The organism is Dryocola boscaweniae (genome assembly GCF_025215095.1).
In the GTDB taxonomy this organism is placed as follows: Bacteria; Pseudomonadota; Gammaproteobacteria; order Enterobacterales; family Enterobacteriaceae; genus Dryocola; species Dryocola boscaweniae.
This window is the reverse complement of the sequence record NZ_JALHAP010000082.1, coordinates 123,281-145,261: the sequence shown is the minus strand read 5'-3', so window position 1 is coordinate 145,261 and position 21,981 is coordinate 123,281. Positions and strand designations below refer to the sequence as shown.

Here is a 21,981-nt window from a genome sequence, read left to right as displayed (position 1 = left end):
AACTATGCAACCATCAAAAGGATTTCTTATCTGGTTGGCTGGTCTGAGCGTGCTGGGCTTCCTTGCCACCGATATGTACCTGCCAGCCTTCGCCGCTATCCAACAGGATTTAAACACTGAAGCTTCCGCCGTGAGCGCAAGCCTTAGCCTGTTCCTCGCCGGTTTCGCTTTCGCCCAGCTAATGTGGGGGCCGATGTCTGACCGTTTCGGGCGCAAGCCGGTCCTGTTAGCGGGCTTAAGTATTTTCGCGATAAGTTGCATCGGTATGCTTTGGGTCGAAAGCGCCACGGCGTTGCTCGCGCTGCGTTTCATTCAGGCGGTGGGCGTGTGTTCTGCGGCAGTAAGCTGGCAGGCGCTGGTTACGGATTACTATCCGGCAAGCCGTGCAAACCGCATCTTCGCGACTATTATGCCGCTGGTTGGGCTTTCTCCCGCGCTGGCTCCTTTACTGGGCAGTTGGATCCTTAACCATTTCGACTGGCAGGCGATTTTCGCCACGCTGTTTGTTATCACCCTCATTCTGATGGTGCCAACGCTGCGCCTGAAACCACGCACGCAGCATCACCCGCAGACCGCAGACAACAAAGTGAGCTTCCTGTCGCTGCTGCGTTCCCGCGTATATAGCGGCAACGTGCTGATCTACGCCGCGTGCTCGGCCAGTTTCTTCGCGTGGCTTACCGGCTCGCCTTTTATCCTCAACGATATGGGTTACAGCCCGGCGGCCATTGGCCTGAGCTATATGCCGCAAACCATCGCTTTCCTGATTGGCGGCTACGGCTGCCGCAGCGCGCTGCAAAAGTGGCAGGGGAAACAGATGCTGCCCTGGCTGCTGGCGCTTTATACGCTAAGCGTTTTCGGCACCTGGGCCGTCGCGGTCAGCGGCCATGCAAACCTGACGCTGCTGCTTATTCCTTTCTGCATTATGGCGATGGCGAACGGCGCGATTTACCCGATTGTGGTTGCCAACGCCCTGCTGCCGTTCCCGCAGGCAACCGGTAAAGCCGCTGCGCTGCAAAACACGCTGCAGCTTGGCTTATGCTTCTTCGCAAGCCTCGTGGTTTCATGGCTGGTTGTCACGCCGCTGCTTACCACCACAAGCGTGATGTTAGCCACCGTTGTGCTGGCGATGCTGGGCTATCTGCTCCAGCGCCGCCGCAGCGTACATAACTGGCAAACGGCAGAAGCTTCTTCTCCGCGCGCTCAGTAACCCAGGCGATAATGTAAAAAATATGTAATTAGCTTGCTAACGATAAAGCGTTGAATCATCTGATTCACAGGCATATACTCAATAGCGGCTCGATTATTATCATTATAATGAATGTATTAACGGGAACCATTGCGCTTCCGTTTGACTATGGATAGTCATTTTTTGCGGGCGCCAGCCCCTTTCTCTGTTCTACGTCGGATATCAGGCACACGGTTTTTTCCGTGCGATTTCTCACATACCCGAAATAGCGTCTACGCTGTTTTAAGGTTCTGGTCACGCTGTGATGGAGAAGCTATGAGTTCATCGTGTATAGAAGAAGTCAGCATACGAGATAATGAATGGTATCGTATCGCGAACGAAATGCTCACCCGGGCGGGGATTACCGTTAACGGCCCTCACCCTTTTGATGTTCAGGTTAAGCATCCCGATTTTTTTAAACGCGTCCTGCAGGAAGGTTCACTGGGTCTTGGTGAAAGCTTTATGGACGGCTGGTGGGATTGTGAACGTCTGGATATCTTTTTCAGCAAAGTTATTCGCGCCGGGCTTGAAAAACAGCTCCCGCATCATTTAAAAGACACACTTCGTATCGCGGCCGCCCGGCTCGTTAACCTGCAAAGTAAAAAACGCGCCTGGATAGTCGGCAAAGAGCATTACGACCTCGGTAACGATCTGTTCAGCCGCATGCTTGACGAACATATGCAGTATTCCTGCGGCTACTGGAAAGACGCAACCACCCTTAGCGAAGCGCAGAACGCAAAACTCAAAATGATCTGCGATAAGCTGCATATGGAGCCGGGCATGACCCTGCTTGATATCGGCTGCGGCTGGGGCGGGCTTGCCGAATACGCCGCGCGGAATTATGGCGTGGCGGTTCACGGCGTGACCATTTCTGCCGAACAGCAAAAAATGGCCCAGGATCGCTGCGCGGGGCTTGATGTCACCATTTTGCTGCAGGATTATCGCGATCTGGATATGCAGTTTGACCGGATTGTCTCGGTGGGCATGTTCGAACACGTCGGCCCAAAAAATTACGCCACCTATTTTGAAGTCGCCAACCGCAATCTGAAGCCCGACGGTATTTTCCTCCTGCACACTATCGGCTCGAATAAAACCGACAATAACGTGGACCCGTGGATAGATAAATATATCTTCCCTAACGGCTGCCTGCCGTCCATTCGGCAGATTGCCGATGCCAGTGAAAGCCATTTTGTGATGGAAGACTGGCATAATTTCGGTGCGGATTACGACAAAACGCTGATGGCCTGGCACGAACGTTTCCTCGCCGGTTGGCCGGAGATTGCCGATAACTACTCTGAGCGTTTCAAACGCATGTTCAGCTATTATCTCAACGCCTGCGCCGGGGCGTTTCGCGCCCGCGATATTCAGCTCTGGCAGGTTGTCTTTAGCCGCGGCGTCGAAAACGGCCTGCGCGTTCCTCGCTAACTTTATTGCCCCGGCTTTAATCAGTCGGGGCGACGGCTTTCTTTTCTTTTGTACCTTCTTAATAAAACGTGATTTCCTTCACGTTTCACAACGTCTTCCTGTCACGATGTTGATCCCGTTAACAGTTATGCATCTCGCCATTGGAAACCGGTTTCCAATCTGTTTCACAATCAGACTACTTATCGGGACAACAGCAAGGAAATCGCCATGAGCATGTACCAAAAAATGGTCAATGTGATTGAGCAAAAAGTGACGCCAGTGGCGGGCGCCATGGGTTCGCAGCGTCATGTTATCGCCATTCGTGACGGCTTTATCGCCGCTCTGCCGTTTATGATTATCGGTTCTTTCATGTTGGTGTTTATCTTTCCGCCGTTTTCACCAGACAGCACCTGGGGTTTTGCTCGCTCGTGGCTGGATTTTTCGCAGACCTGGCGTGAACAGCTAATGCTGCCGTTCAACCTCAGCATGGGCGTAATGACGTTCTTTATCTCTGTGGGCATCGGCGCAAGCCTCGGCAAGCATTATAAGCTCGACCCGATCATGACCGGGCTGCTGGCTTTTATGGCCTTTTTGCTGGTGGCCGCCCCTTATAAAGACGGGCAGATTTCCACGCAGTACTTCTCCGGCCAGGGCATTTTCACCGCGCTTATCACGGCTATTTACGCAAGCGAAATGTATGCGTTTCTGAAACGCCGCAACATAACCATTCGCCTGCCGAAAGAAGTGCCTACCGGCGTTGCCCGCTCGTTTGAAATTCTCATTCCGGTAGTGGTGATTGTCCTCACGCTTCATCCGCTCAACCTGCTGATTGAATCCGCGACGGGAATGATTTTGCCGGAAGCGATTATGCACCTGCTGGCGCCGCTGGTTTCCGCCTCTGATTCGTTGCCAGCCATTCTTATTTCCGTCTTTATCTGTCAGATTTTGTGGTTCGCCGGTATTCACGGCGCGCTGATTGTGACCGGCATTATGAACCCGTTCTGGATGGCGAATCTTTCCGCCAACCAGACTGCGCTCGCCGCAGGCGCTGAGCTACCGCATATTTATCTGCAGGGCTTCTGGGATCACTATCTGCTGATTGGCGGCGTGGGTTCTACTCTGCCACTGGCCTTCCTGTTACTGCGCAGCCAGGCGGTACATTTACGCACCATCGGCAAAATGGGCGTGGTGCCAAGCTTCTTTAATATCAACGAACCTATTCTGTTCGGCACGCCGATTATCATGAACCCGGTATTTTTCCTGCCGTTCACGCTTGTGCCGATGATTAACGCCACGCTTGCTTATATCGCGACTAAACTCGGCTGGATTGCCCAGGTCGTGTCGCTGACGCCGTGGACTACGCCTGCGCCTGTCGGCGCATCCTGGGCCGCAAACTGGGCGGTAAGTCCCGTAATCATGTGCCTGATTTGTATGGCGATGTCGGCTGTGATGTATTACCCCTTCCTGAAAGCTTACGAGCGAACCCTCCTCAAACAGGACGAAGAGCGCAACGCGCAGGAAAACGATAATCCCGTTACCGTGAATTGAACATTTATTGCCTGCCTGTATGGCAGGCACGTCAACCGAGGAAAAAGAATGAAATACGCATTTCCTGATAATTTCTGGTGGGGCAGCGCCAGTTCAGCGCCGCAAACCGAAGGCGAAACGCTGGCTTTTGGCAAGTCCGCCACCATCTGGGACAAGTGGTTTGAAGAGCAGCCGACGCGTTTCCATCACGGTGTCGGCCCGGCGAACACCTCCACGTTTTATCAGAACTGGAAGCGGGATATCGCGCTGCTCAAAGAGCTCAATCACAATACGTTTCGCACTTCCATTTCCTGGGCGCGTTTAATTCCCGAGGGCCGTGGTGAAGTTAATCAGGAAGCGGTGAAGTTTTACAACCAGGTGTTTGACGAACTGCATGCCCAGGGCATCACGCCGTTTATCAACCTGTTCCATTTCGATATGCCAATGGCGATGCAGGAGCTCGGCGGCTGGGAAAACCGTGACGTTGTCACCGCCTATGCTGAATATGCGCAAACCTGCTTCGAGCTTTTCGGCGACCGCGTGAAGCACTGGTTTACCTTCAACGAGCCGGTGGTCCCCGTAGAAGGCGGCTATCTGTATGACTTCCACTATCCAAACGTGGTGGATTTCAGACGTGCGGCAACCGTGGCTTATCACACTATGCTTGCGCATTCTCTGGCGGTGAAGGCTTACCATGAACGCAACGACGGCGGCGAAATCGGGATTATCCTTAACCTCACTCCGTCCTATCCTCGCTCGCAAAATCCGGCCGATGTGAAAGCGGCTAATATTGCGGACCTGATGTTCAACCGCAGCTTCCTCGACCCGGCGCTGCGTGGCGAATATCCGCAGGAGCTGGTCGCGTTGCTCAAAGAGCATGACCAACTGCCGGTCTGTCAGCCGGAAGATAAAGCCCTGCTCGCAGCAGGCGTGGTGGATCTGCTCGGCATCAACTATTATCAACCGCGCCGTATTAAATGCCGCGACTCGCTGGTCAATCCGGATAGCCCGTTTATGCCAGAATGGTTCTTTGAAGCCTACGAAATGCCGGGCCGCAAAATGAACCCCTATCGCGGCTGGGAAATCTACGAGAAGGGTATTTACGATATCCTGACCAACCTGCGCGAGAACTATAACAACCCGTGTTGTTATATCTCCGAGAACGGTATGGGCGTGGAAAACGAACAGCGTTTCGATGAGAACGGGCAGATTCAGGATGATTATCGTATCGATTTTGTCAGCGACCACCTGAAATGGCTGCATAAGGGCATAAGCGAAGGCAGCAACTGCCTCGGCTACCATATGTGGACGTTTATCGATAACTGGTCGTGGTGTAATGCCTACAAAAACCGCTACGGTTTTGTTTCGCTGGATCTTGCCACTCAGCAACGCACCATTAAGAAAAGCGGCGAATGGTTCCGTGAAACGGCAGCAAAAAACGGTTTTGACGACCGGTGTTAAGGTAATTAAGCGGGCCATTTCGGCCCGCTTCTGGCAGTGCAGGAAATCACTATGTCGAATATCAATGATGTTGCGCGCCTTGCGCAGGTCTCTAAAGCCACCGTATCCCGGGTGTTGAGCGGTAGCCGCGGCGTCAAGGAAGAAAGCCGCCTGGCCGTTTTGCGCGCCGCGGAAATCCTTAATTACAAACCCAACGCCATCGCCCAGTCTTTGAGCTGCCAGTCCACCAACTGCATCGGCGTGATTTGCGCCACCGAGCACATTCAGCAATCCACCGGCTATCTTCAGGCGCTGGAAAAACAGCTCAGCCAGCAGCACAAGCATTTGCTGTTGCGCTTTGCTAACGATGGTAAAAGCGTTATGCACGCGATTCAGGAACTGTCCAACGGGATGTGCGATGCGCTGGTGGTGGTTGGCGCGCGTTTTCCGCTGCCGGAGCTTTCGGAAGACATTGTGCTGATTGACTGCCTGAACCCGGCAAACGCCAACAGCGTGCAGTGCGACCGCATCTTTGCCGCTGAAACAGCCGTGCATTATCTGTGCTCTCAGCAGCGCAGAAACATCGCGCTGATTAATTTCCCGGGCGGCGAGGCAGCCACGCTAACCATGGATGGCTATCGCCAGGCGTTACATAATTACGTGGTGCCGTTCAATCGCCAGTTGGTTATTGAGAACGAGCCTTCGCTGCGCATCGCATTGCAGAAGCTGATTAACAGCGGCGTGAAGTTTACCGCCCTGCTGGTGACCGACGACAGCCAGGCGCAGGAAGCGGTGATGATGCTTAACCAGTATCAGTTAACGGTGCCGGAAAAAGTGATGGTCTTTAGCCTGGACGGCTCGACCCGCCTGCCCGGCGCTAATACTGTTCCAGCCATTGAATACCCGCTGGAAAACATCGCCCGTCGCGCGGTGGAATTGTTGTCAGGGGAACGCCATAACAGCGATTTAGTGCGTGGAAGTTTGCTGATAGCCTGAATAAAAGCGGGTGAACCGGTCTCACCCGCCATCTGAATTACTCCTTCGGCAATACCGCTGCCAGCGCGGCTTCGCGTTGCGCCAGCACACGTTCAACGGTATCCACTATCGCCTGGGTTTGCGGGTCGATTTCGATATTAATGCGGTTGCCGAGCTTTTTGCTGCCAAGCGTGGTGCGCTGCAGCGTTTCGGGAATTAAATGCACGCAAAAACGGCTCGCCGTTACTTCGCCTACCGTCAGACTAATACCGTCGATGCCGATATAACCCTTGTGCAGGATATATTTCATCAGGGTTTTATCCTGAATTTTAAACCAGATTTGACGGTTATTTTCGGAAGTAAGGATCTTTGCGACTTCCGCCGTGGTCATAATATGCCCGGACATTAAATGTCCGCCGATTTCATCGTTAAATTTCGCGGCGCGTTCTACGTTCACGCTGTCGCCAACGACTAATTCGCCAAGGTTGGTGATGCGCAGCGTCTCTTTCATAAGATCAAAGCTGACGCGATTTCCATTGATTTCGGTGACCGTCAGGCAGCAGCCGTTGTGCGCCACGGACGCGCCCAGCTCAAGGCCAGGCAGCATGGCCTCTGGCATCTCGATAACGTGGGTGCGGAAGTTGGGTTTTTCATCAATGGAAACCAGGGTCGCGGTGCCCTGCACAATACCTGTAAACATCCTGAAGCTCCTGGCTTTAATAAGTGGCAATAGCATAGCTGGCATGCCTGCATCTGTGCGGCACTTTAACAGTTGGAAAAAAAGCTTGCCAGTCATCATCATCGCCCCGCCATTATTTGGCTGGCGATTTAATTAACTCTCGCTACAATAGTCTGGCTCATTCCCCTGCACTTTCTTCTTGCTGCCATACATGGCGGCGTCTTTGTGTCTCTTATAACTAATAATAATCAGGTGTACGTATGCAGAAGTATTTTATTGAGGCCCGCCAGTTGTTAGCTCTGGCGATCCCCGTGATTCTGGCCCAGGTCGCCCAAACCGCCATGGGTTTTGTTGATACCGTGATGGCCGGCGGCTACAGCGCCACAGATATGGCGGCGGTGGCAATCGGCACTTCTATCTGGCTTCCTGCCATTTTGTTCGGCCACGGTCTGCTGCTGGCGTTAACGCCGGTGGTAGCGCAACTGAACGGTTCCGGCCGGCGTGAACGCATTGCCCATCAGATTCGCCAGGGCTTCTGGCTTGCAGGGCTTGTGTCGCTGCTTGTCATGGTCGTGCTGTGGAACGCGGGATACATCATCGGTTCAATGCACAATATCGACCCGCAAATGGCCGAGAAAGCCATCGGCTATTTGCGCGCGATGCTGTGGGGCGTGCCGGGTTATCTGTTCTTTCAGGTTGCGCGTAACCAGTGTGAAGGCCTGGCAAAAACCAAACCCGGCATGGTGATGGGCTTTATCGGCCTGCTGGTGAATATTCCGGTGAACTACATTTTTATCTACGGCCATTTCGGCATGCCGGAACTGGGCGGCGTGGGCTGCGGCGTGGCGACGGCAGCCGTTTACTGGGTGATGTTCTTCAGCATGATCTCATATGTGCGCAAAGCGCGTTCGATGCGCGATATCCGCAGTCCCGCAGGCTTTAGCGCACCGGACTGGAACGTGGTGAAGCGATTAGTTCAGCTTGGGCTGCCTATTGCGCTGGCGCTGTTCTTTGAAGTCACGCTGTTTGCGGTTGTCGCCCTGCTCGTTTCGCCGCTGGGGATTGTTGATGTGGCCGGTCACCAGATTGCGCTCAACTTCAGCTCGCTGATGTTCGTTATTCCGTTGTCCGTAGCCGCGGCGGTAACTATCCGCGTTGGATTTCGTCTCGGGCAAGGTTCTACCCTTGATGCGCAAATCGCGGCTCGCACCGGCATCTGCGTTGGCATTTGCATGGCGACGATGACTGCGCTCTTCACCGTGGCCTTCCGCGAACACATCGCCCTGCTCTATAACGATAATCCTGCGGTGGTGGCGCTGGCCGCGCATCTGATGCTGCTGGCCGCGGTCTACCAGATTTCTGACTCGGTGCAGGTTATCGGCAGCGGCGTGCTGCGCGGCTATAAAGACACGCGCTCGATTTTCTTTATCACCTTTATCGCCTATTGGGTGCTGGGCTTGCCGAGCGGCTACGTGCTGGCGCTTACCGACCTGGTGGTCGATCGCATGGGGCCCGCAGGATTCTGGATGGGCTTTATCATCGGCCTGACCTCTGCGGCAATTATGATGATGCTGCGCATGCGCTGGTTGCAGCGTCAGCCTTCGATGAATATTTTGCAGCGCGCTGCACGATAAACGCTCAGCGGCCGTCTTCGCGACGGCTACTTTTTCAACGTACTGCGCAGTTGCTCAGCAATTGCGTGAAATCTTAGAGAAAATTGCGGTTTTCCCCTTGCAAGGCGTAAAGGCTGCCGCTAATATTCGTCCCCGTTGTCGCCAGACAGCTTGATGCGTTCATAGCTCAGTTGGTTAGAGCACCACCTTGACATGGTGGGGGTCGTTGGTTCGAGTCCAATTGAACGCACCATTTTAAGTTTTACCCAGTGCGTCCGTAGCTCAGTTGGTTAGAGCACCACCTTGACATGGTGGGGGTCGGTGGTTCGAGTCCACTCGGACGCACCATTTCTTATGCGCAGACATCCGCTAATGCTGCAGCGCCTTGAAAAATAGTAAACTCACTCGCTTTATCTTTCCGTTGAATTCCCTCTGATTTGTCTGCGCCTGCCGTTGATTTAAAAGCGATTGCCCTCCCCAAACCTCCCGCAGTGAATAACCTTTTCATTTTGACATCAGACCTTCCGGATACGGTTATGCCGTTCGCATTCCCTCTACCGCTGGGCTATACCTTAGTCATATTCATTCACACAGGAATGGTCATGATGGGCAAGAAGATTCTGATGCTGGTCGGCGATTACGCCGAAGATTACGAAACCATGGTGCCGTTTCAGGCGCTGCAGATGATTGGCCATCAGGTTGACGCGGTCTGTCCCGATAAAGTTAAGGGCGACTACATCATGACGGCGATCCATGATTTTGACGGCGCCCAGACCTACAGCGAGAAACCCGGCCACCGCTTTACTCTCAACGCCGATTTTGCCGCGGTGAAAGAACAGGATTACGACGCCCTGTTGATTCCCGGCGGACGAGCGCCTGAATATCTGCGCTTAAATGACGAAGTGATCAAACTGGTGCAGGCGTTTGACGCCGCGCGTAAACCTATTGCCGCCGTTTGCCACGGCCCGCAACTGTTGGCCGCCGCCGGGATATTGAAAGGGCGCACGTGCAGCGCCTACCCGGCCTGCGCGCCGGAAGTGCGGCTCGGCGGCGGGCACTATGCCGACATCGGCATCGATCAGGCGCACGTTGACGGCAATCTGGTCACCGCCCCGGCCTGGCCCGCGCATCCGCAATGGCTGGCGAAATTTGCCGAAGTGTTGCGGCAGTAAGCTTTCAGCAAGGACTATTGAGACGAAAAATACGGACCGTCCGGCAAACGGTCCGTTGGGATTGTTGTTCAGCGCCAGGCTAGTTTTCCCAATCATCCCGCATATTATCCCGCTCCAGGGGCTAGCGCTTCGCGCTGCTGCACGGCGTCATCCTGGGAAAAATCTGCATTAAAATCCCCCGTCAGTGCCTTTTTCAGGGCAAAAGCCATCTACTTATCAGCAGGTCGTCATTTTTCATCGGTACGACCCTATCCCCGGGCGTTCACATTACGCCGAAACTCTTTTCCTGAAGAGAGCAAACTCTCACCTCGCGCCGCAGACGTTTCTTTGAACTATCTGCAAACCCGATCACAAAATGAGCTGGTTAAATAACGATCAACATCACATTAATATTTCATTAACATATCTACCATTGGTATTACCACTCCAGACCACTGGTAATATTGTATGCAAATCAGTCGTGAAAAGACGGAAAACAGCAGCGGCTACGATCGTGTTGTTAAATTTTTGCGGGAGCAATTGCTTTCAGGCGAGCTTAAAGCCGGGGACAGTTTGCTCCCCGAGCGAGACCTTTCCGCCAGATTAGGGGTTAGCCGTCCCGTATTGCGTGAAGCGCTCAGAGCATTAGCAATGATCGGCGCCGTTGAAATTCGACATGGCGTCGGCACGGTGGTCACTAAGCCAGACGTCTCGATTTTAGGGGAGTTTTTCACCTTCGTTCTTGCGCATCAGCCAAATGTAGTTGACGACGTGATGCAGGCGCGTATCGCGATTGAACGCCAGGCCATTCGCCTCGCCTGTCGCAGAGCAACGCAGAGTGATTATGATCGGCTGGCCGCTTGCCTGAGCGACATTGTCGATACCATTCATTCTCCCGAAGCAGGCGGGCTTGCTGACTTCCGCTTTCATGAAACCATTGTTAACGCATCGGGTTCACCGACGCTCATTAATATTTACCAGTCCATCAGTGTACTGATGCACCGCTCTCACCTCGACAGACGCGAACAAATTATTCAGGTCGAAGGTATTGAAGAGTTTCTTATCGACCACCACCGCGCCATTTTTTCTGCCATCGTCGAGCGCAACGAAGATAAAGCCGATGAATTGCTGGGCCGCCACTTTGAGATTGGCGCTGATTTTCGTCGTCGCGCCACCATCCGTATGGTGGGCGCAACGCCCTATTCTAACTAACCCCCGATAAGGAAAAGCAGATGCAGATAGTGATTGGCAGTGACCACGCCGGATTTCATCTCAAGCAAGAGCTGGCGAACTGGCTTCGTCAGAGTGGACATCAGGTCGAAGATATCGGCAGCCACGATCCGGAACCGGTGGATTTTCCCGATATCGCTTATGCCGTTTGCAGCAAAGTTCGCGAGAGCAACGGCCTGCGAGGAATCCTGGTCTGCGGCACCGGTGTGGGTGCGGTGATCGCATCGAATAAAGTGAAGGGAATTCGCGCCGCCGTCTGTCACGACGTGCATTCGGCACACCAGGCCGTTGAACATGACGACGTCAACGTGATGTGCATCGGCGCGCAAATTATCGGCCCCTGGCTGGCGCGCGATCTGACTGACGCTTTCCTGCAGGCCGAATTTGTGCAGGAAGCCGACTTTATACGCCGCGTAGAGAAGCTGTCGCAGCTTGAGCAGCGCGGCTAACCAGCACTAAGGAGAATAATGATGAATAACCCTACTTCCGGCATCGTCGGCTTTCTTGGTCTGGGCGTTATGGGACGCGAGATGGCCCGCAATCTTGCACAGGCCGGATTTACCGTACGCGCCTTTGATATCGTCCCGGGCGCAGGTGACGCATTACGCCAGTTTGGCGTGGAGAGTGTATCGGATATTCCTTCGGCGACCAGCGATGCGGATATTGTCATTTCCATGCTCCCGGATACGCCGCAGGTTGAAGATATCGTGCGGGGGGCGGGCGGATTGTTAGCTCATCCGCCGCGCGGAAAATTGTTTGTCGATATGAGCACTATTGCCCCGGAAGCCACACGCAAATTAAGCCAGGAGCTGGCAGACATTGGCATCACCATGCTGGATGCGCCTGTTTCCGGCGGCCCGGTTGGCGCAAAAAATGGCTCGCTGACCATCATGGTAGGTGGCGATGCCGGCGGATTTGCGCAGGCAACGCCGTTTCTTCGCGCCATGGGCACCACGCTGAATCATGTCGGCGCATCCGGTGCCGGGCAGACCGTAAAACTCTGCAATCAGCTTATTTGCGGCATCAATATTCAGGCAATTTGCGAAGCGCTGGCCCTGGCGCGCGCCTGGGAAATCGACCTGCCGCAAATGCGCGAAGTGTTATTAGGCGGATCGGCCGCCTCCTGGATGCTCGATAAGCTGGGTCCCGCCATGATCGAAGGGGATGTTTCCGCCGGTTTTCGCATCGACCTGATGATGAAAGATCTTCGCCTGGTACTCGAGGCGGCACAAAAACATCCGGTTCCACTCCCGGCCACGGCCCTGGTTGCGACGCAGTATCAAAACGCGCAGGCGTATGGCGAAGGCGCAAATGGTAATCAGGCACTGTTCAAGGTTTATGACCGCATTACCGGCCAGCAGACCGCCGTGAACAAATAACCGGGGAAAGGGTCATGATGCTCGATTTCACAGCAATTCTTTCGCAATGGCAGCTACTGCTGGATGGCGCAGTATTAACCGCGAAACTGGCGATGGTGACGACGGTGACGGGCTTTCTGATCGGCACGCTTTGCGCCGTTGCCCGACGCTCTCACTGCGTGTGGTGTGCGAGAGTTGCGGCCTTCTATGTCGAATCGATCCGCAACACGCCGTTTCTGGTGCAGATTTTTCTGGTGTATTTCGGTCTCTCAAGCCTGGGATTTTCATTTACCGCCTTCACCGTCTCGGTTATCGCCCTGACGATTAACGTAGGAGCCTATACGGCGGAGATCATGCGCGCAGGCTTCGAGTCGGTACACAAAGGACAGTGGGAAGCGGCCGAGACGCTGGGGTTAACCAAATGGCAACAGTACTGGCATGTGGCGCTGCGTCCGGCCATTGAACGCGTTTACCCGTCATTGACCAGCCAGTTTATCCTGTTGATGCTGGCTTCATCGGTTACTTCGCAAATCTCTGCTGAAGAGCTGACGGCGACCGCCAACTTCATTCAGTCAGAAACCTATCGCCCCTTTGAAACCTTCTTCATTGTGGCAGGCATCTATATTGCGCTTTCTATGATGATGCGCCTGGTCTTTTGGCTGTTTGGCCTGGCCATTTTTCCGCGCCGTCGCCGTCTTGGCACCATGATTTAAAGAGGCATAACGATGAATATTTCCCTCAATTTTGCCCACATTCAATTTTTGCTGGAAGGCACGTTATGGACGGTGGTTTTATCGCTGATGGCTTTCGGCGGCGGCGGATTAATGGGCTTTCTTATCGCGCTTGGGCGCATCGCACCCGTTCGGCCGCTGCGTTTAGCGGTCAGTATCTGGGTTCAGCTTGTCCAGGGAACGCCGCTGCTTATCATCATGTTTATGGTCTATTTCGGCTTACCGCAGTTGGGCTTTTCAATCTCGCCGCTGCTGGCCGCGGGCGTTTCCCTCACCGTTTACGCCAGCGCTTATCTCGGCGAGATCTGGCGAGGATGTATTCAGTCCGTTCCGCGCGCGCAGTGGGAAGCGGCCGAATGTCTGGCGCTGTCCCGCACCCAACGCATGTTTAAAGTCATTCTTCCGCAGGCCATCAAACTGGCCACGCCGCCAACGGTGGGATTTTCGGTACAAATTATCAAAAACACCTCCCTGGCCTCGGTCGTGGGATTTGTAGAACTGGCCCGCGCGGGTCAGCTAATCAACAACTCCATTTTTGAGCCTTTTATCATCTACCTCATTGTTGCGGTTGTATATTTCTGCCTCTGTTTTCCGGTATCTGCACTGAGCCGAAGACTTGAGCGGGGCGCACCTGAGAAAAAAGCCAGGCGACTGCAATCCGTCGCCCCACGAATCACCTAAGCGCTGAAGGTCATTACCATGTCCATTATTACATTGAGCAATGTGCAAAAGAGTTTCGGCCATAACCCGGTTCTGAAAGACGTCTCTTTTTCTGTCAATCAGGGCCAGGTCGTCGCCCTCATTGGCGCCAGCGGTTCTGGTAAAAGTACCGCGCTTCGCTGTATAGACCGGCTGGAAACCATTAATAGCGGCAGCATCGAGGTGTGTGGGCATAAAGTGGAAGATCCACGCCTTGATTTACGTAAGCTGCGCCAGGACGTCGGCATCGTGTTTCAGAGCTACAACCTGTTTCCCCATCTGACCATCGAGCAAAATATTACGCTGGGTCCGGTATCGGTGAAAAAAATGCCCAGGCGTGAAGCCAGAAGGCTCGCGCTATCAGTACTTGAGCAGGTCGGGCTGGCTGACAAAGCCGATAGCTATCCGGAACAGCTCTCAGGCGGCCAACAGCAGCGCGCAGCTATCGCCCGCTCGCTGGCGATGAAACCAAAAGTCATGTTATTCGATGAGGTGACATCCGCTTTAGATCCGAAGCTCACCGGTGAGGTATTACGCGTAATTGAGCGCCTGGCGGGCAGCGGCATGACAATGATTATGGTGACCCATGAGATGAATTTCGCACGCCGGATCGCCGACAAAGTGATTTTTATGCATCAGGGAACCGTACACGAAAGCGGCACGGTAGCCATCCTGAAAACGCCAGCCACCGAGGCGCTACAGGAGTTCGTTTCAAACGATCTTTGACCCAGAAAGGTCCATCACCCCTATACGCAATCAGGAGAATAATAATGAACCCTACAAAAAAAATCGCATTGCTGGCTACGCTGCTGTCTGCCGTATTGTCATTACCTGCCTCGGCAAACGCCTTAGAGGATATTCAGCAGCGCGGAGAGCTTCGCGTCGCGACGGATATGTCCCTTCCCCCTTCAGGCATGCTGGATGCTGCAATGAAGCCCGTTGGTTCCGACGTGGAGACCGCGGAACTGTTGGCTAAGGATTGGGGTTTAAAACTTAAGTTCATAGAAACAACTGGCCCGACGCGCATCCCGAACTTACAAACAGGTAAAGCAGATATTGTGATATCCACGCTGTCAGTCACCCCGCAACGCGCGCAGGTCATTGACTTCACCAGGGCGTATGCAGGATTGCGTTCAGTCATAGCTGCGCCGGCTGCGACCAAAATCGGCGACTGGAACGATCTTAAGGGACATGCTATTACGGTCACACGCGGCACGACTCAGGATTCAATGCTGAGCAAAGACGCCATGAAGAACGGCTTTACAGTCCAGCGTTACGATGACGATGCAACGCTTGTAACCGCGGCCGTCAGTGGCCAGGCTTATGCCGTTGCAACCTCGGCGACGCTTGTCAATCAGATCAAAAAGCAGAATCCAAAGCTTGATTTTGAACCAAAGATGACGCTGACCGTTTTTGATTTGGCGATTGGCCTGCAAAAAAACCAGCCGGAATTAAAGGATAAGCTTAACCAGTGGATTGAAACCAATATTAAAAACGGCAAGTTAAATGCCATTTACGAAAAGTATCATGGCGAACCCATTCCTAAGGAAATCATCGATCGATAAGAAAATGACTCAATACGGAAGCGGGCGCTAAAGACGGCGATAACGCAGGCTGCTGGCCTATAAAAGGGTAGCAGCCTGGCTATAAGGGCATTAAGCAACGTGCAAAGCCCACTCAGGGCAGCAAATAATTGCGCAGGATATTAACTCTTCTCGCTTGTTGAGATGCATGGTCAGGCCAGGTGGCTTTTGATAACGGGGCAATGGATATTACCGTTGAGTAGATTTTCTGACCAACAGTTCAGGCATCAACCCACTGCTTTTTTCAACCGAATCTCCAGCCAACACCTCGAACAGAAGCGTGACCGCCTGACGGGCGACCTCATCAAGATGCATATTCATAGCCGTCATCTGCGGCTGGGATTCCCGAGCCCGAATGCCATCGTAGCGGGTAACCAACCGCATTCGTTCCGGTATTGCAGTCTTAGTTTCGTGAAAGGCGCGTACGGCCCCGCTGGCGAAGGTGTCTACTAATACCAGTACGCCATCAACCTCAGGATCGTCCTGCAACAGTTGGTGCGCTGCCTGATAACCGGCTGTTTCACCCTCGCTTTCATTAAGATAATAAATTATCGGTAGCTGTCGTCCTTCGCACCAGCGCCGATAAGCCGCTTCCGTTTCAAGGGTGGAAGTCCGGCGAATATTACCGACAAACAGCGCGCATTTGCTGGTTCCCGCCGCTTGCAGATGCGCCAGCAGCAGCCCGGCTGTGGCTGCCGAATGCAGATCAACCCAGGGCGCGGGCGTGCGGGTTCCCGGCGTGCGGCCAATAGTGACGCAGGGGATACCTGCCCGTTCAAGCGCACTCAATTGCGGATCGTTTTCTGCGGGTTCAATCAAAATCGCGGCGTCAAAGCTGACCCTGTCCAGCGGGTTCTCTCCCGGCGGGATAAGTATCAGCGCATGCTGCTTTTCCAGGGCCATAATCGCCGCTGTTAACGCCACTTCCATCATAAAACCAAGCTTTGACGCCCCTGAAGCGATGGTCAGAGGAAGAGAAGAGAGCAACGCAATGGTATTGGTTTTCCCCGTACGAAGCTGGCGGGCGCGAATATTCGGCGTGTAGTTTAGCGCCTGAATCGCCTCTTCAATGCGTCGGCGCGTCTCAGGCTCGACAAAACGCGTGTTGTGCAACGCATTTGATACCGTCCCGGGCGACACCCCGGCATGGCGGGCGACATCAACCAGCTTTGCGCGTTTTTTATCTTGAGCAGACATGTACTTAGCGGCCTCCGGAATTTTCGCTTAGGGTAGCACAATCCTGAATATATTAATTTTGTCTCTAAGGCATAACAAAATCATATTAAAAAGAAGCGATTAGCAGTAGCCCTCCGCCGGTCAACCATATTACATTCCCTGCCATTAAAACGTTTTAATGCGATTTTACTTCAGATAAAACCTCAGGAGGTAACGTGTCAGACTCAACTCAGGATCCTGGTTTCACCCTCGGACGTCGTCCCAGCGGGCTGACTCTGGCTATAGCGGAGAAAAGCTTCGGCGGCTATACCCTCTTCGCACCGCAAACCGCCGAAGGTCGGGTCTATCTGGTTGATGAGCTGGGAGAAGTGGTGCATCAGTGGCAATTACCGGTCCGCGCCGGTCGGGATGCTGTTCTGCTACCCAACGGCAATTTGGGTTATAACGGCAGCCACCGTACCTCGGCGAACCTCTACCCGGCGTGGGATCTCTGGCACGGCGGAGACTTCTATGAAGTCACCCCGGACAATGAAATCGTCTGGCATTATGAAGATATTTTCCATCACCATGACGCGCAGTGGCTCGCCAATGGCAATCTGCTATATACCGCTGCGGCACCGCTGCCAGCCGGGATTGCGGCGCGCGTGACCGGCGGCGATCCGCGCCGCGACGCGCCGGACGGCATGATTCAGAGCGACGTCGTAAAAGAAGTTAATCGCGACGGCGAAGTGGTATGGGAATGGCGTGCATGGGAACATCTGCCGCCGGAGGACTTCCCCGTCCATGAAATCTTCGATCGTCGCCACTGGCCGATGATTAATGGCCTGTCCGTCACGCGTGATGGGCTGGTCCTGATGAGCCTTCGCACCACTTCAGGGGTGATTGCCGTTGACAAAGCGAGCGGTAAGGTTGCCTGGCATGCAGGTCCGGATGTGATTGCCCAGCAGCACACGCCGGTTGAGATGGAAAACGGTTCAATTCTGGTGTTCGATAACGGCAACCTGCGCAACGGCGTAACTTCTCCGCATTCAACGGTGCTGGAGTTCGACCCGCAGACTAAGGCCGTCACCTGGCAGTACCGCGATATTTTCCCACCGGCCTTTTTCTCGCCCTATATGGGCAGCGCGCAGCGCCTGGCTAACGGCAACACCTTTATCTGCGAATCGGCATTCGGCCGTCTGTTTGAAGTAACGCCACAGGGCGAAACCGTTTGGGAATATATCATTCCTCATTTCAATGAATACCCGGCGCCTTTAAGCAAAACCATTATTCCCGGCAAGCACAACAGCGCCTTCCGTGCGCATCGTTATGCAGCCAGTGCAATTCCGTGGCTGAAATAAACCTTCTCCGCCAGCCCTGCTGGCGGTTATTTTCTGACGTCATTTGGGAGACATATAATGCCGTTACCTCGCCCCGCAGTGCTGAATAACGAAGCGTTATCCTGGCAAACTAAACTGCTGCTGGCTATCCAGCACGTACTGGTCGTTGCAGCAACGCCTATCACGGCGGTATTTTTAATCGCCAAAGCCCTTCATTTTTCCGAAGCGGTCACCACTTCTGTGTTAAGCGCAACTTTTCTGATGTGCGGGCTGGGTGCGATAGTGCAAAGTCTCGGCGTCGGAAGTATCGGCGCGCGCCTGCCGTTTATTATGGTGCCGGGCGGCGCGCCCATTGCGATTTTCATCGCTATCGCTTTACAGACTAATATCCAAACGGCGGTTGGCGCGGTGATATTAACGTCGCTGTTTTATTTTCTCGCCCTGCCCGTTTTCCGTCGTTTTCTGCACCATTTCCCGCCGTTTATTATCGGCATTATGCTGCTGTTAGTTTCCATAAACCTGATTCGCCTGTATGGCGGTTTAATTACCGGGCAGCCCGGAAGCGCAAACTTCGCGCCGCCGGAGAGTATTGCATTGTCGTTGGCAACTATTCTGATAACCCTCCTGTTCGCGCTTGCGTTCACCGGTATCCTGCGCCAGCTATCGGTAATGTTTGGCTTGCTCGGGGGAACTATTCTGGGAATATTGTCAGGCAGCGCCGATTTCAGCGCCGTTAGCCACGGCCCTTTGTTTAGCGTACCGCAGCTTTTCCCGTTCGGCTGGCCTGTCTTCAACCTTACGGCTTCGCTGCCGTTGCTTATTTACGCGGTTATCTCTATGGCTGAAGCAGCCGGGCAAACGATTGCTACAGCGGAGATCGTTAATTCAACACAGGATGTTCATAAGGCGATTCCCCGTACTGTTCGCGGCGATGCCATCATGTCATTGCTTGGCGGGATTTTCGGAACTTCCCTGATCATCACTTCCGGCGAGAACATCGGTGTCGTGCGCACCACCAACGTAAAATCACGCCACGTCACGGCAATAGCGGGACTGCTGTTGATTTTGATAGCGCTGTTTTCGCCGCTGGTTCGCCTTGCAACCTGCCTGCCCGGCCCGGTTGTTTGCGGAACCGCAGTCATCGTCTTTAGCATTATCGGCGTTATCGGCATTGATATGATTGCCCGTGAACCTCTTCATACGCCGGGTAAAACCTATGCGTTAGCCACGGGGCTGGTCATGGGAATGCTGCCTATCCTCGTTCCGGGGCTGTATCAGAATTTCCCTTCGGTGGTGCAGATGGTTTTTGGAAATGGAATGGCAGCAGGAACCCTGACGGCCATTATGGTGAACTCTTTATTTCTGTTCAGTGAAAAACGCGCGGCCTTACGGAGCAGGAGCTAATCGCTCTACAGTCAACTGACGTTTTCCCCCCACTTTGCGCTACGCGGCTGAGGGGGAAGCCGTCAGCCTCCTTTCACCGAATATTTTCTGCCCGCGTTATCACAGCACTTTCCCGCGAAAAACCCAGAACACCCACGTATGGTAGGCAAGCGTAAGAGGTATTATCACTGCGCTGCCAATCAGAACCACTGACTGAGTCGTCTTTGATGAGCCCATATCCGTCAGGCTCATCAGGTTATTCGCCGACAGGCCATAAAATCCTGTCGCTAGCAAAAGCACTATCGCCGTCATAAAGGCCAGGGTGGCAATTAGCTGCAGCAGACCTCGCCCGCGTCTAAGCAGGATTACCAGGACAAGCAAGAGCAATAAAATTATTAATGACAGCGTTTTTCCTGCCGTGTACTGCCACCCCAGCCGCCAGGGAAGCGGTTCGAGAAGCATTACAGCAAGGCACAGTAAGCAGCAGAGAATAAAAAAATACCCGCTAAGATGGCCCGCCTGTTTTTCGACGGCCTCGCCAATCCGCCAGCGTATCCAGCCACAGCCGAGCAAAAGATAAATCGACATTAAGCCCAGGCCGCACAGCACGGGAAAAATATCGAACCAGCTTGCGGGATTATTTAACAGAAAACGGCTCACCATCGTGCCGGCGCAGGCCCCCTGGCTGAACGCGGCCAGGCCAGACGCCAGCGGCAAAATAACGTCCAGCAAAGCGCGTATTCGCGCGCTGGCGGAGCTACGGTACTCAAGGGCCATCGCTCGCAAAACCAGGCTCAGCAACATCATAAAAACGGGGATATAAAGCAGGCTCAGTACCCGGGCATAAATACCCGGAAACAGCGCCAGCATCCCGCCGGCCAGCAGCACCAGCCAGGTTTCATTCGCATCCCAGATGGGCAATATAGAATGCGCCATACGCCGCCGGGGCTCCTCTGCCTTAATCCAGAAGAACAGCATGCCGACGCCAAGATCGGTGCCGTCAAGCATCAGATACATCAGCAAGGAGAACAGCATGATCGTCGCCGATAAACTCGCTAATCCTTCCATGCTTCTCTCCCTGCGGGGCTTGTGACGATCTTTGTGCTAACCACCTCATCTCCCGCAGGCAGCGGCGCGGCAATATAGCGCAGGAAATAACGCAAGCCGTAGCCGAAGGCGAGGATATATACAACGGCCACGCTACAGCAGGAAATGATTAGCCAGTTCAGGGGCAAGGCTGAAACGCTCTCAGCCGTTCTTAACAGGTCCTGCACGATCCAGGGCTGCCTTCCCATCTCGGTGACCACCCAGCCTGAAAGCATCGCGATAAATCCCGCCGGCGTCAGAATAACCATCAGCCAGAGCAAGCGCCGGGAAGCATAAAGCCTGCCGCGAAGATGCTGAATTACGGCGGCAAGCTGCGAGAAAAACATAAGCAGTCCCAGCCCGACCATAATTCGAAAAGCGAAAAAAACGGGTAAAACAGGTGGACGATCGGCGGCAGGAAATTCACTCAGGCTTTTTATATGGCCGGTCAAATTATGGCGCAAATAAAGCGAGCCGATATCGGGAATGGCGAGTTCAGAATGATTAAGCCGGGCACGCTGGTCGGGTATGGCAAACAGACGCAGCGGCTCCCCTTCACCGGGTGACGGCGGATACCAGGTCGCTTCCATTGCCGCAAGTTTTGCAGGCTGGTACCGCAGCGTGTTTTCGCCATGCCGATCGCCAACAACAAATTGTACAGGCAGGGCCACGACGGCAAACCAGATCGCGCAAACAAACATGCAGCGTGCAGCCTTTTCGTCCGGGCGATGCAGAACACGCCAGGCCGCGACGCCCGCAATCATCACGGCTACGGCAATATACGAAGCCAGTACCATATGAGCAAAACGCAGGGGAAAGGAAGGTGCGGAAATTAACGCCAGCCAGTCGACGGGAGAAAAAATGCCGTTGCCATCGCGATGATAGTTCACCGGCGTTTGCATCCATGAATTTGCCGCAAGGATCCAAAAAGCGCTGATAAGCGCGCCTAACGCCACCAGGCAGGTCACGGCAAAATGTACGCCGGGGCGAATTTTACCCATGCCAAAGAGCATCACGCCGGTTAATGCTGACTCCATAAAAAAGGCCACCAGCACTTCAAAAAAGAGCAGCGGCCCGATAAAACCGCCGACTTTATGTGAAAAAGGCGCCCAGTTAGTGCCGAACTGGAACTCCATCACTACCCCTGAAACCGCGCCAATCGCCACCGTCAGCGCAAAAATTTTTATCCAGAAATGCAGCGCCTCGCGCGCAGCATGCTGTCGCCCCCACAGCCAGCGGGCTTCAAACCAGACCAGAAAGGGAGCCAGCCCAAGCGTCAGGGCGGCAAGCGTGATATGCATTCCCATAGTCAGCGCAAATTGCCCGCGAGAAAGAAGCAGGACCCATTCCGCATCAGTCATTATGCATCCCCACAGCAATTAATGCCGTCATATTCAGGGCA

At 54.0% G+C, this 21,981-nt stretch carries 20 protein-coding genes and 2 tRNA genes; 18 read left to right on the top strand and 4 right to left on the bottom strand.

Translation table 11 applies throughout. The features are described from left to right. Positions 1 to 4 precede the first annotated feature (4 nt). The 5 genes from punC to MUA00_RS18050 all read left to right on the top strand — a co-directional run bounded on the left by punC (position 5) and on the right by MUA00_RS18050 (position 6,592). A complete protein-coding gene (gene punC, locus MUA00_RS18070; RefSeq protein WP_271124376.1) occupies positions 5 to 1,207 on the top strand; it encodes a purine nucleoside transporter PunC in 1,203 nt (400 codons plus the stop codon). A gap of 294 nt (positions 1,208 to 1,501) precedes the next feature. Continuing rightward, positions 1,502 to 2,650, top strand: coding sequence for a cyclopropane fatty acyl phospholipid synthase (gene cfa, locus MUA00_RS18065; RefSeq protein WP_271124375.1), 1,149 nt, complete (start codon positions 1,502 to 1,504; stop codon positions 2,648 to 2,650). Positions 2,651 to 2,857: 207 nt separating this feature from the next. Further along, positions 2,858 to 4,177, top strand: a complete 1,320-nt coding sequence (locus MUA00_RS18060; RefSeq protein WP_271124374.1) for a PTS sugar transporter subunit IIC — start codon at positions 2,858 to 2,860, stop codon at positions 4,175 to 4,177. Between the two features lie 48 nt (positions 4,178 to 4,225). Beyond that, entirely contained in the window at positions 4,226 to 5,617 is a 1,392-nt protein-coding gene (locus tag MUA00_RS18055) for a glycoside hydrolase family 1 protein (RefSeq protein WP_271124373.1), read from the top strand. A gap of 51 nt (positions 5,618 to 5,668) precedes the next feature. Continuing rightward, positions 5,669 to 6,592 (top strand): LacI family DNA-binding transcriptional regulator, encoded by a 924-nt coding sequence (locus MUA00_RS18050; protein ID WP_271124372.1) that lies wholly within the window; start codon positions 5,669 to 5,671, stop codon positions 6,590 to 6,592. 37 nt (positions 6,593 to 6,629) lie between these two features. Here MUA00_RS18050 and MUA00_RS18045 read toward each other — a convergent pair whose 3' ends face one another. Then, the gene (locus MUA00_RS18045; protein WP_271124371.1) at positions 6,630 to 7,271 is read right to left on the bottom strand and encodes a riboflavin synthase subunit alpha; all 642 of its coding nucleotides are present in this window, start codon (positions 7,269 to 7,271) and stop codon (positions 6,630 to 6,632) included. A gap of 239 nt (positions 7,272 to 7,510) precedes the next feature. Between MUA00_RS18045 and mdtK the strand changes: the two genes are divergently transcribed. The 11 genes from mdtK (at position 7,511) to MUA00_RS17990 (ending at position 15,597) form a co-directional block, all read left to right on the top strand. After that, a complete protein-coding gene (gene mdtK / locus MUA00_RS18040) occupies positions 7,511 to 8,884 on the top strand; it encodes an MdtK family multidrug efflux MATE transporter (RefSeq protein ID WP_271124370.1) in 1,374 nt (457 codons plus the stop codon). A gap of 155 nt (positions 8,885 to 9,039) precedes the next feature. Then, positions 9,040 to 9,116 (top strand) — tRNA-Val (locus tag MUA00_RS18035). Positions 9,117 to 9,134: 18 nt separating this feature from the next. After that, a tRNA-Val gene (locus MUA00_RS18030) sits at positions 9,135 to 9,211 on the top strand. A gap of 257 nt (positions 9,212 to 9,468) precedes the next feature. Continuing rightward, positions 9,469 to 10,035 (top strand): DJ-1/PfpI family protein, encoded by a 567-nt coding sequence (locus MUA00_RS18025; RefSeq protein ID WP_271125008.1) that lies wholly within the window; start codon positions 9,469 to 9,471, stop codon positions 10,033 to 10,035. 447 nt (positions 10,036 to 10,482) lie between these two features. Then, positions 10,483 to 11,226 carry a FadR/GntR family transcriptional regulator gene (locus MUA00_RS18020; protein ID WP_271124369.1) on the top strand — a complete coding sequence of 248 codons (744 nt, stop codon included), beginning with the start codon at positions 10,483 to 10,485 and terminating at the stop codon, positions 11,224 to 11,226. A 20-nt stretch (positions 11,227 to 11,246) separates the two neighbouring features. Further along, a complete protein-coding gene (rpiB, locus tag MUA00_RS18015) occupies positions 11,247 to 11,693 on the top strand; it encodes a ribose 5-phosphate isomerase B (RefSeq protein ID WP_271124368.1) in 447 nt (148 codons plus the stop codon). Between the two features lie 18 nt (positions 11,694 to 11,711). Next, the gene (locus MUA00_RS18010) at positions 11,712 to 12,623 is read left to right on the top strand and encodes an NAD(P)-dependent oxidoreductase (RefSeq protein ID WP_271124367.1); all 912 of its coding nucleotides are present in this window, start codon (positions 11,712 to 11,714) and stop codon (positions 12,621 to 12,623) included. Positions 12,624 to 12,637: 14 nt separating this feature from the next. Then, the gene (locus MUA00_RS18005) at positions 12,638 to 13,315 is read left to right on the top strand and encodes an amino acid ABC transporter permease (protein ID WP_271124366.1); all 678 of its coding nucleotides are present in this window, start codon (positions 12,638 to 12,640) and stop codon (positions 13,313 to 13,315) included. 12 nt (positions 13,316 to 13,327) lie between these two features. Beyond that, positions 13,328 to 14,014, top strand: a complete 687-nt coding sequence (locus MUA00_RS18000) for an amino acid ABC transporter permease (RefSeq protein WP_271124365.1) — start codon at positions 13,328 to 13,330, stop codon at positions 14,012 to 14,014. An 18-nt stretch (positions 14,015 to 14,032) separates the two neighbouring features. Next, positions 14,033 to 14,758, top strand: coding sequence for an amino acid ABC transporter ATP-binding protein (locus MUA00_RS17995; protein WP_271124364.1), 726 nt, complete (start codon positions 14,033 to 14,035; stop codon positions 14,756 to 14,758). A gap of 44 nt (positions 14,759 to 14,802) precedes the next feature. Further along, on the top strand, positions 14,803 to 15,597 hold the full coding sequence (locus MUA00_RS17990) for a transporter substrate-binding domain-containing protein (protein WP_271124363.1): 795 nt from the start codon (positions 14,803 to 14,805) through the stop codon (positions 15,595 to 15,597). 207 nt (positions 15,598 to 15,804) lie between these two features. Here MUA00_RS17990 and MUA00_RS17985 read toward each other — a convergent pair whose 3' ends face one another. Further along, entirely contained in the window at positions 15,805 to 16,812 is a 1,008-nt protein-coding gene (locus tag MUA00_RS17985) for a LacI family DNA-binding transcriptional regulator (RefSeq protein WP_271124362.1), read from the bottom strand. A 194-nt stretch (positions 16,813 to 17,006) separates the two neighbouring features. Between MUA00_RS17985 and MUA00_RS17980 the strand changes: the two genes are divergently transcribed. Further along, positions 17,007 to 18,131 carry an aryl-sulfate sulfotransferase gene (locus MUA00_RS17980; RefSeq protein ID WP_271124361.1) on the top strand — a complete coding sequence of 375 codons (1,125 nt, stop codon included), beginning with the start codon at positions 17,007 to 17,009 and terminating at the stop codon, positions 18,129 to 18,131. A 57-nt stretch (positions 18,132 to 18,188) separates the two neighbouring features. Then, positions 18,189 to 19,514, top strand: a complete 1,326-nt coding sequence (locus MUA00_RS17975; protein WP_271124360.1) for a uracil-xanthine permease family protein — start codon at positions 18,189 to 18,191, stop codon at positions 19,512 to 19,514. Positions 19,515 to 19,613: 99 nt separating this feature from the next. On the opposite strand, the gene MUA00_RS17970 is transcribed toward MUA00_RS17975, so the two are convergent. Continuing rightward, entirely contained in the window at positions 19,614 to 20,561 is a 948-nt protein-coding gene (locus MUA00_RS17970; RefSeq protein WP_271124359.1) for a cytochrome d ubiquinol oxidase subunit II, read from the bottom strand. Next, complete coding sequence (locus tag MUA00_RS17965) at positions 20,549 to 21,940, bottom strand: cytochrome ubiquinol oxidase subunit I (RefSeq protein WP_271124358.1); 1,392 nt, start codon at positions 21,938 to 21,940, stop codon at positions 20,549 to 20,551. The genes MUA00_RS17970 and MUA00_RS17965 overlap by 13 nt, the downstream gene beginning before the upstream one ends. Positions 21,941 to 21,981: the final 41 nt, after the last annotated feature.

Bases quoted from the DNA above. Each gene is read 5' to 3' on its own strand.
- MUA00_RS18050 (WP_271124372.1), top strand. From the start codon at position 5,669: ATGTCGAATATCAATGATGTTGCGCGCCTTGCGCAGGTCTCTAAAGCC.
- MUA00_RS18055 (WP_271124373.1), top strand. From the start codon at position 4,226: ATGAAATACGCATTTCCTGATAATTTCTGGTGGGGCAGCGCCAGTTCA.
- MUA00_RS18000 (WP_271124365.1), top strand. From the start codon at position 13,328: ATGAATATTTCCCTCAATTTTGCCCACATTCAATTTTTGCTGGAAGGC.
- MUA00_RS17995 (WP_271124364.1), top strand. From the start codon at position 14,033: ATGTCCATTATTACATTGAGCAATGTGCAAAAGAGTTTCGGCCATAAC.
- mdtK (WP_271124370.1), top strand. From the start codon at position 7,511: ATGCAGAAGTATTTTATTGAGGCCCGCCAGTTGTTAGCTCTGGCGATC.
- MUA00_RS18005 (WP_271124366.1), top strand. From the start codon at position 12,638: ATGATGCTCGATTTCACAGCAATTCTTTCGCAATGGCAGCTACTGCTG.
- MUA00_RS17970 (WP_271124359.1), bottom strand. From the start codon at position 20,561: ATGGAAGGATTAGCGAGTTTATCGGCGACGATCATGCTGTTCTCCTTG.
- MUA00_RS18020 (WP_271124369.1), top strand. From the start codon at position 10,483: ATGCAAATCAGTCGTGAAAAGACGGAAAACAGCAGCGGCTACGATCGT.
- MUA00_RS17975 (WP_271124360.1), top strand. From the start codon at position 18,189: ATGCCGTTACCTCGCCCCGCAGTGCTGAATAACGAAGCGTTATCCTGG.
- punC (WP_271124376.1), top strand. From the start codon at position 5: ATGCAACCATCAAAAGGATTTCTTATCTGGTTGGCTGGTCTGAGCGTG.
- MUA00_RS18060 (WP_271124374.1), top strand. From the start codon at position 2,858: ATGAGCATGTACCAAAAAATGGTCAATGTGATTGAGCAAAAAGTGACG.
- MUA00_RS17965 (WP_271124358.1), bottom strand. From the start codon at position 21,940: ATGACTGATGCGGAATGGGTCCTGCTTCTTTCTCGCGGGCAATTTGCG.
- MUA00_RS18010 (WP_271124367.1), top strand. From the start codon at position 11,712: ATGATGAATAACCCTACTTCCGGCATCGTCGGCTTTCTTGGTCTGGGC.
- MUA00_RS17985 (WP_271124362.1), bottom strand. From the start codon at position 16,812: ATGTCTGCTCAAGATAAAAAACGCGCAAAGCTGGTTGATGTCGCCCGC.
- MUA00_RS18025 (WP_271125008.1), top strand. From the start codon at position 9,469: ATGGGCAAGAAGATTCTGATGCTGGTCGGCGATTACGCCGAAGATTAC.
- MUA00_RS17990 (WP_271124363.1), top strand. From the start codon at position 14,803: ATGAACCCTACAAAAAAAATCGCATTGCTGGCTACGCTGCTGTCTGCC.
- MUA00_RS18045 (WP_271124371.1), bottom strand. From the start codon at position 7,271: ATGTTTACAGGTATTGTGCAGGGCACCGCGACCCTGGTTTCCATTGAT.
- rpiB (WP_271124368.1), top strand. From the start codon at position 11,247: ATGCAGATAGTGATTGGCAGTGACCACGCCGGATTTCATCTCAAGCAA.
- cfa (WP_271124375.1), top strand. From the start codon at position 1,502: ATGAGTTCATCGTGTATAGAAGAAGTCAGCATACGAGATAATGAATGG.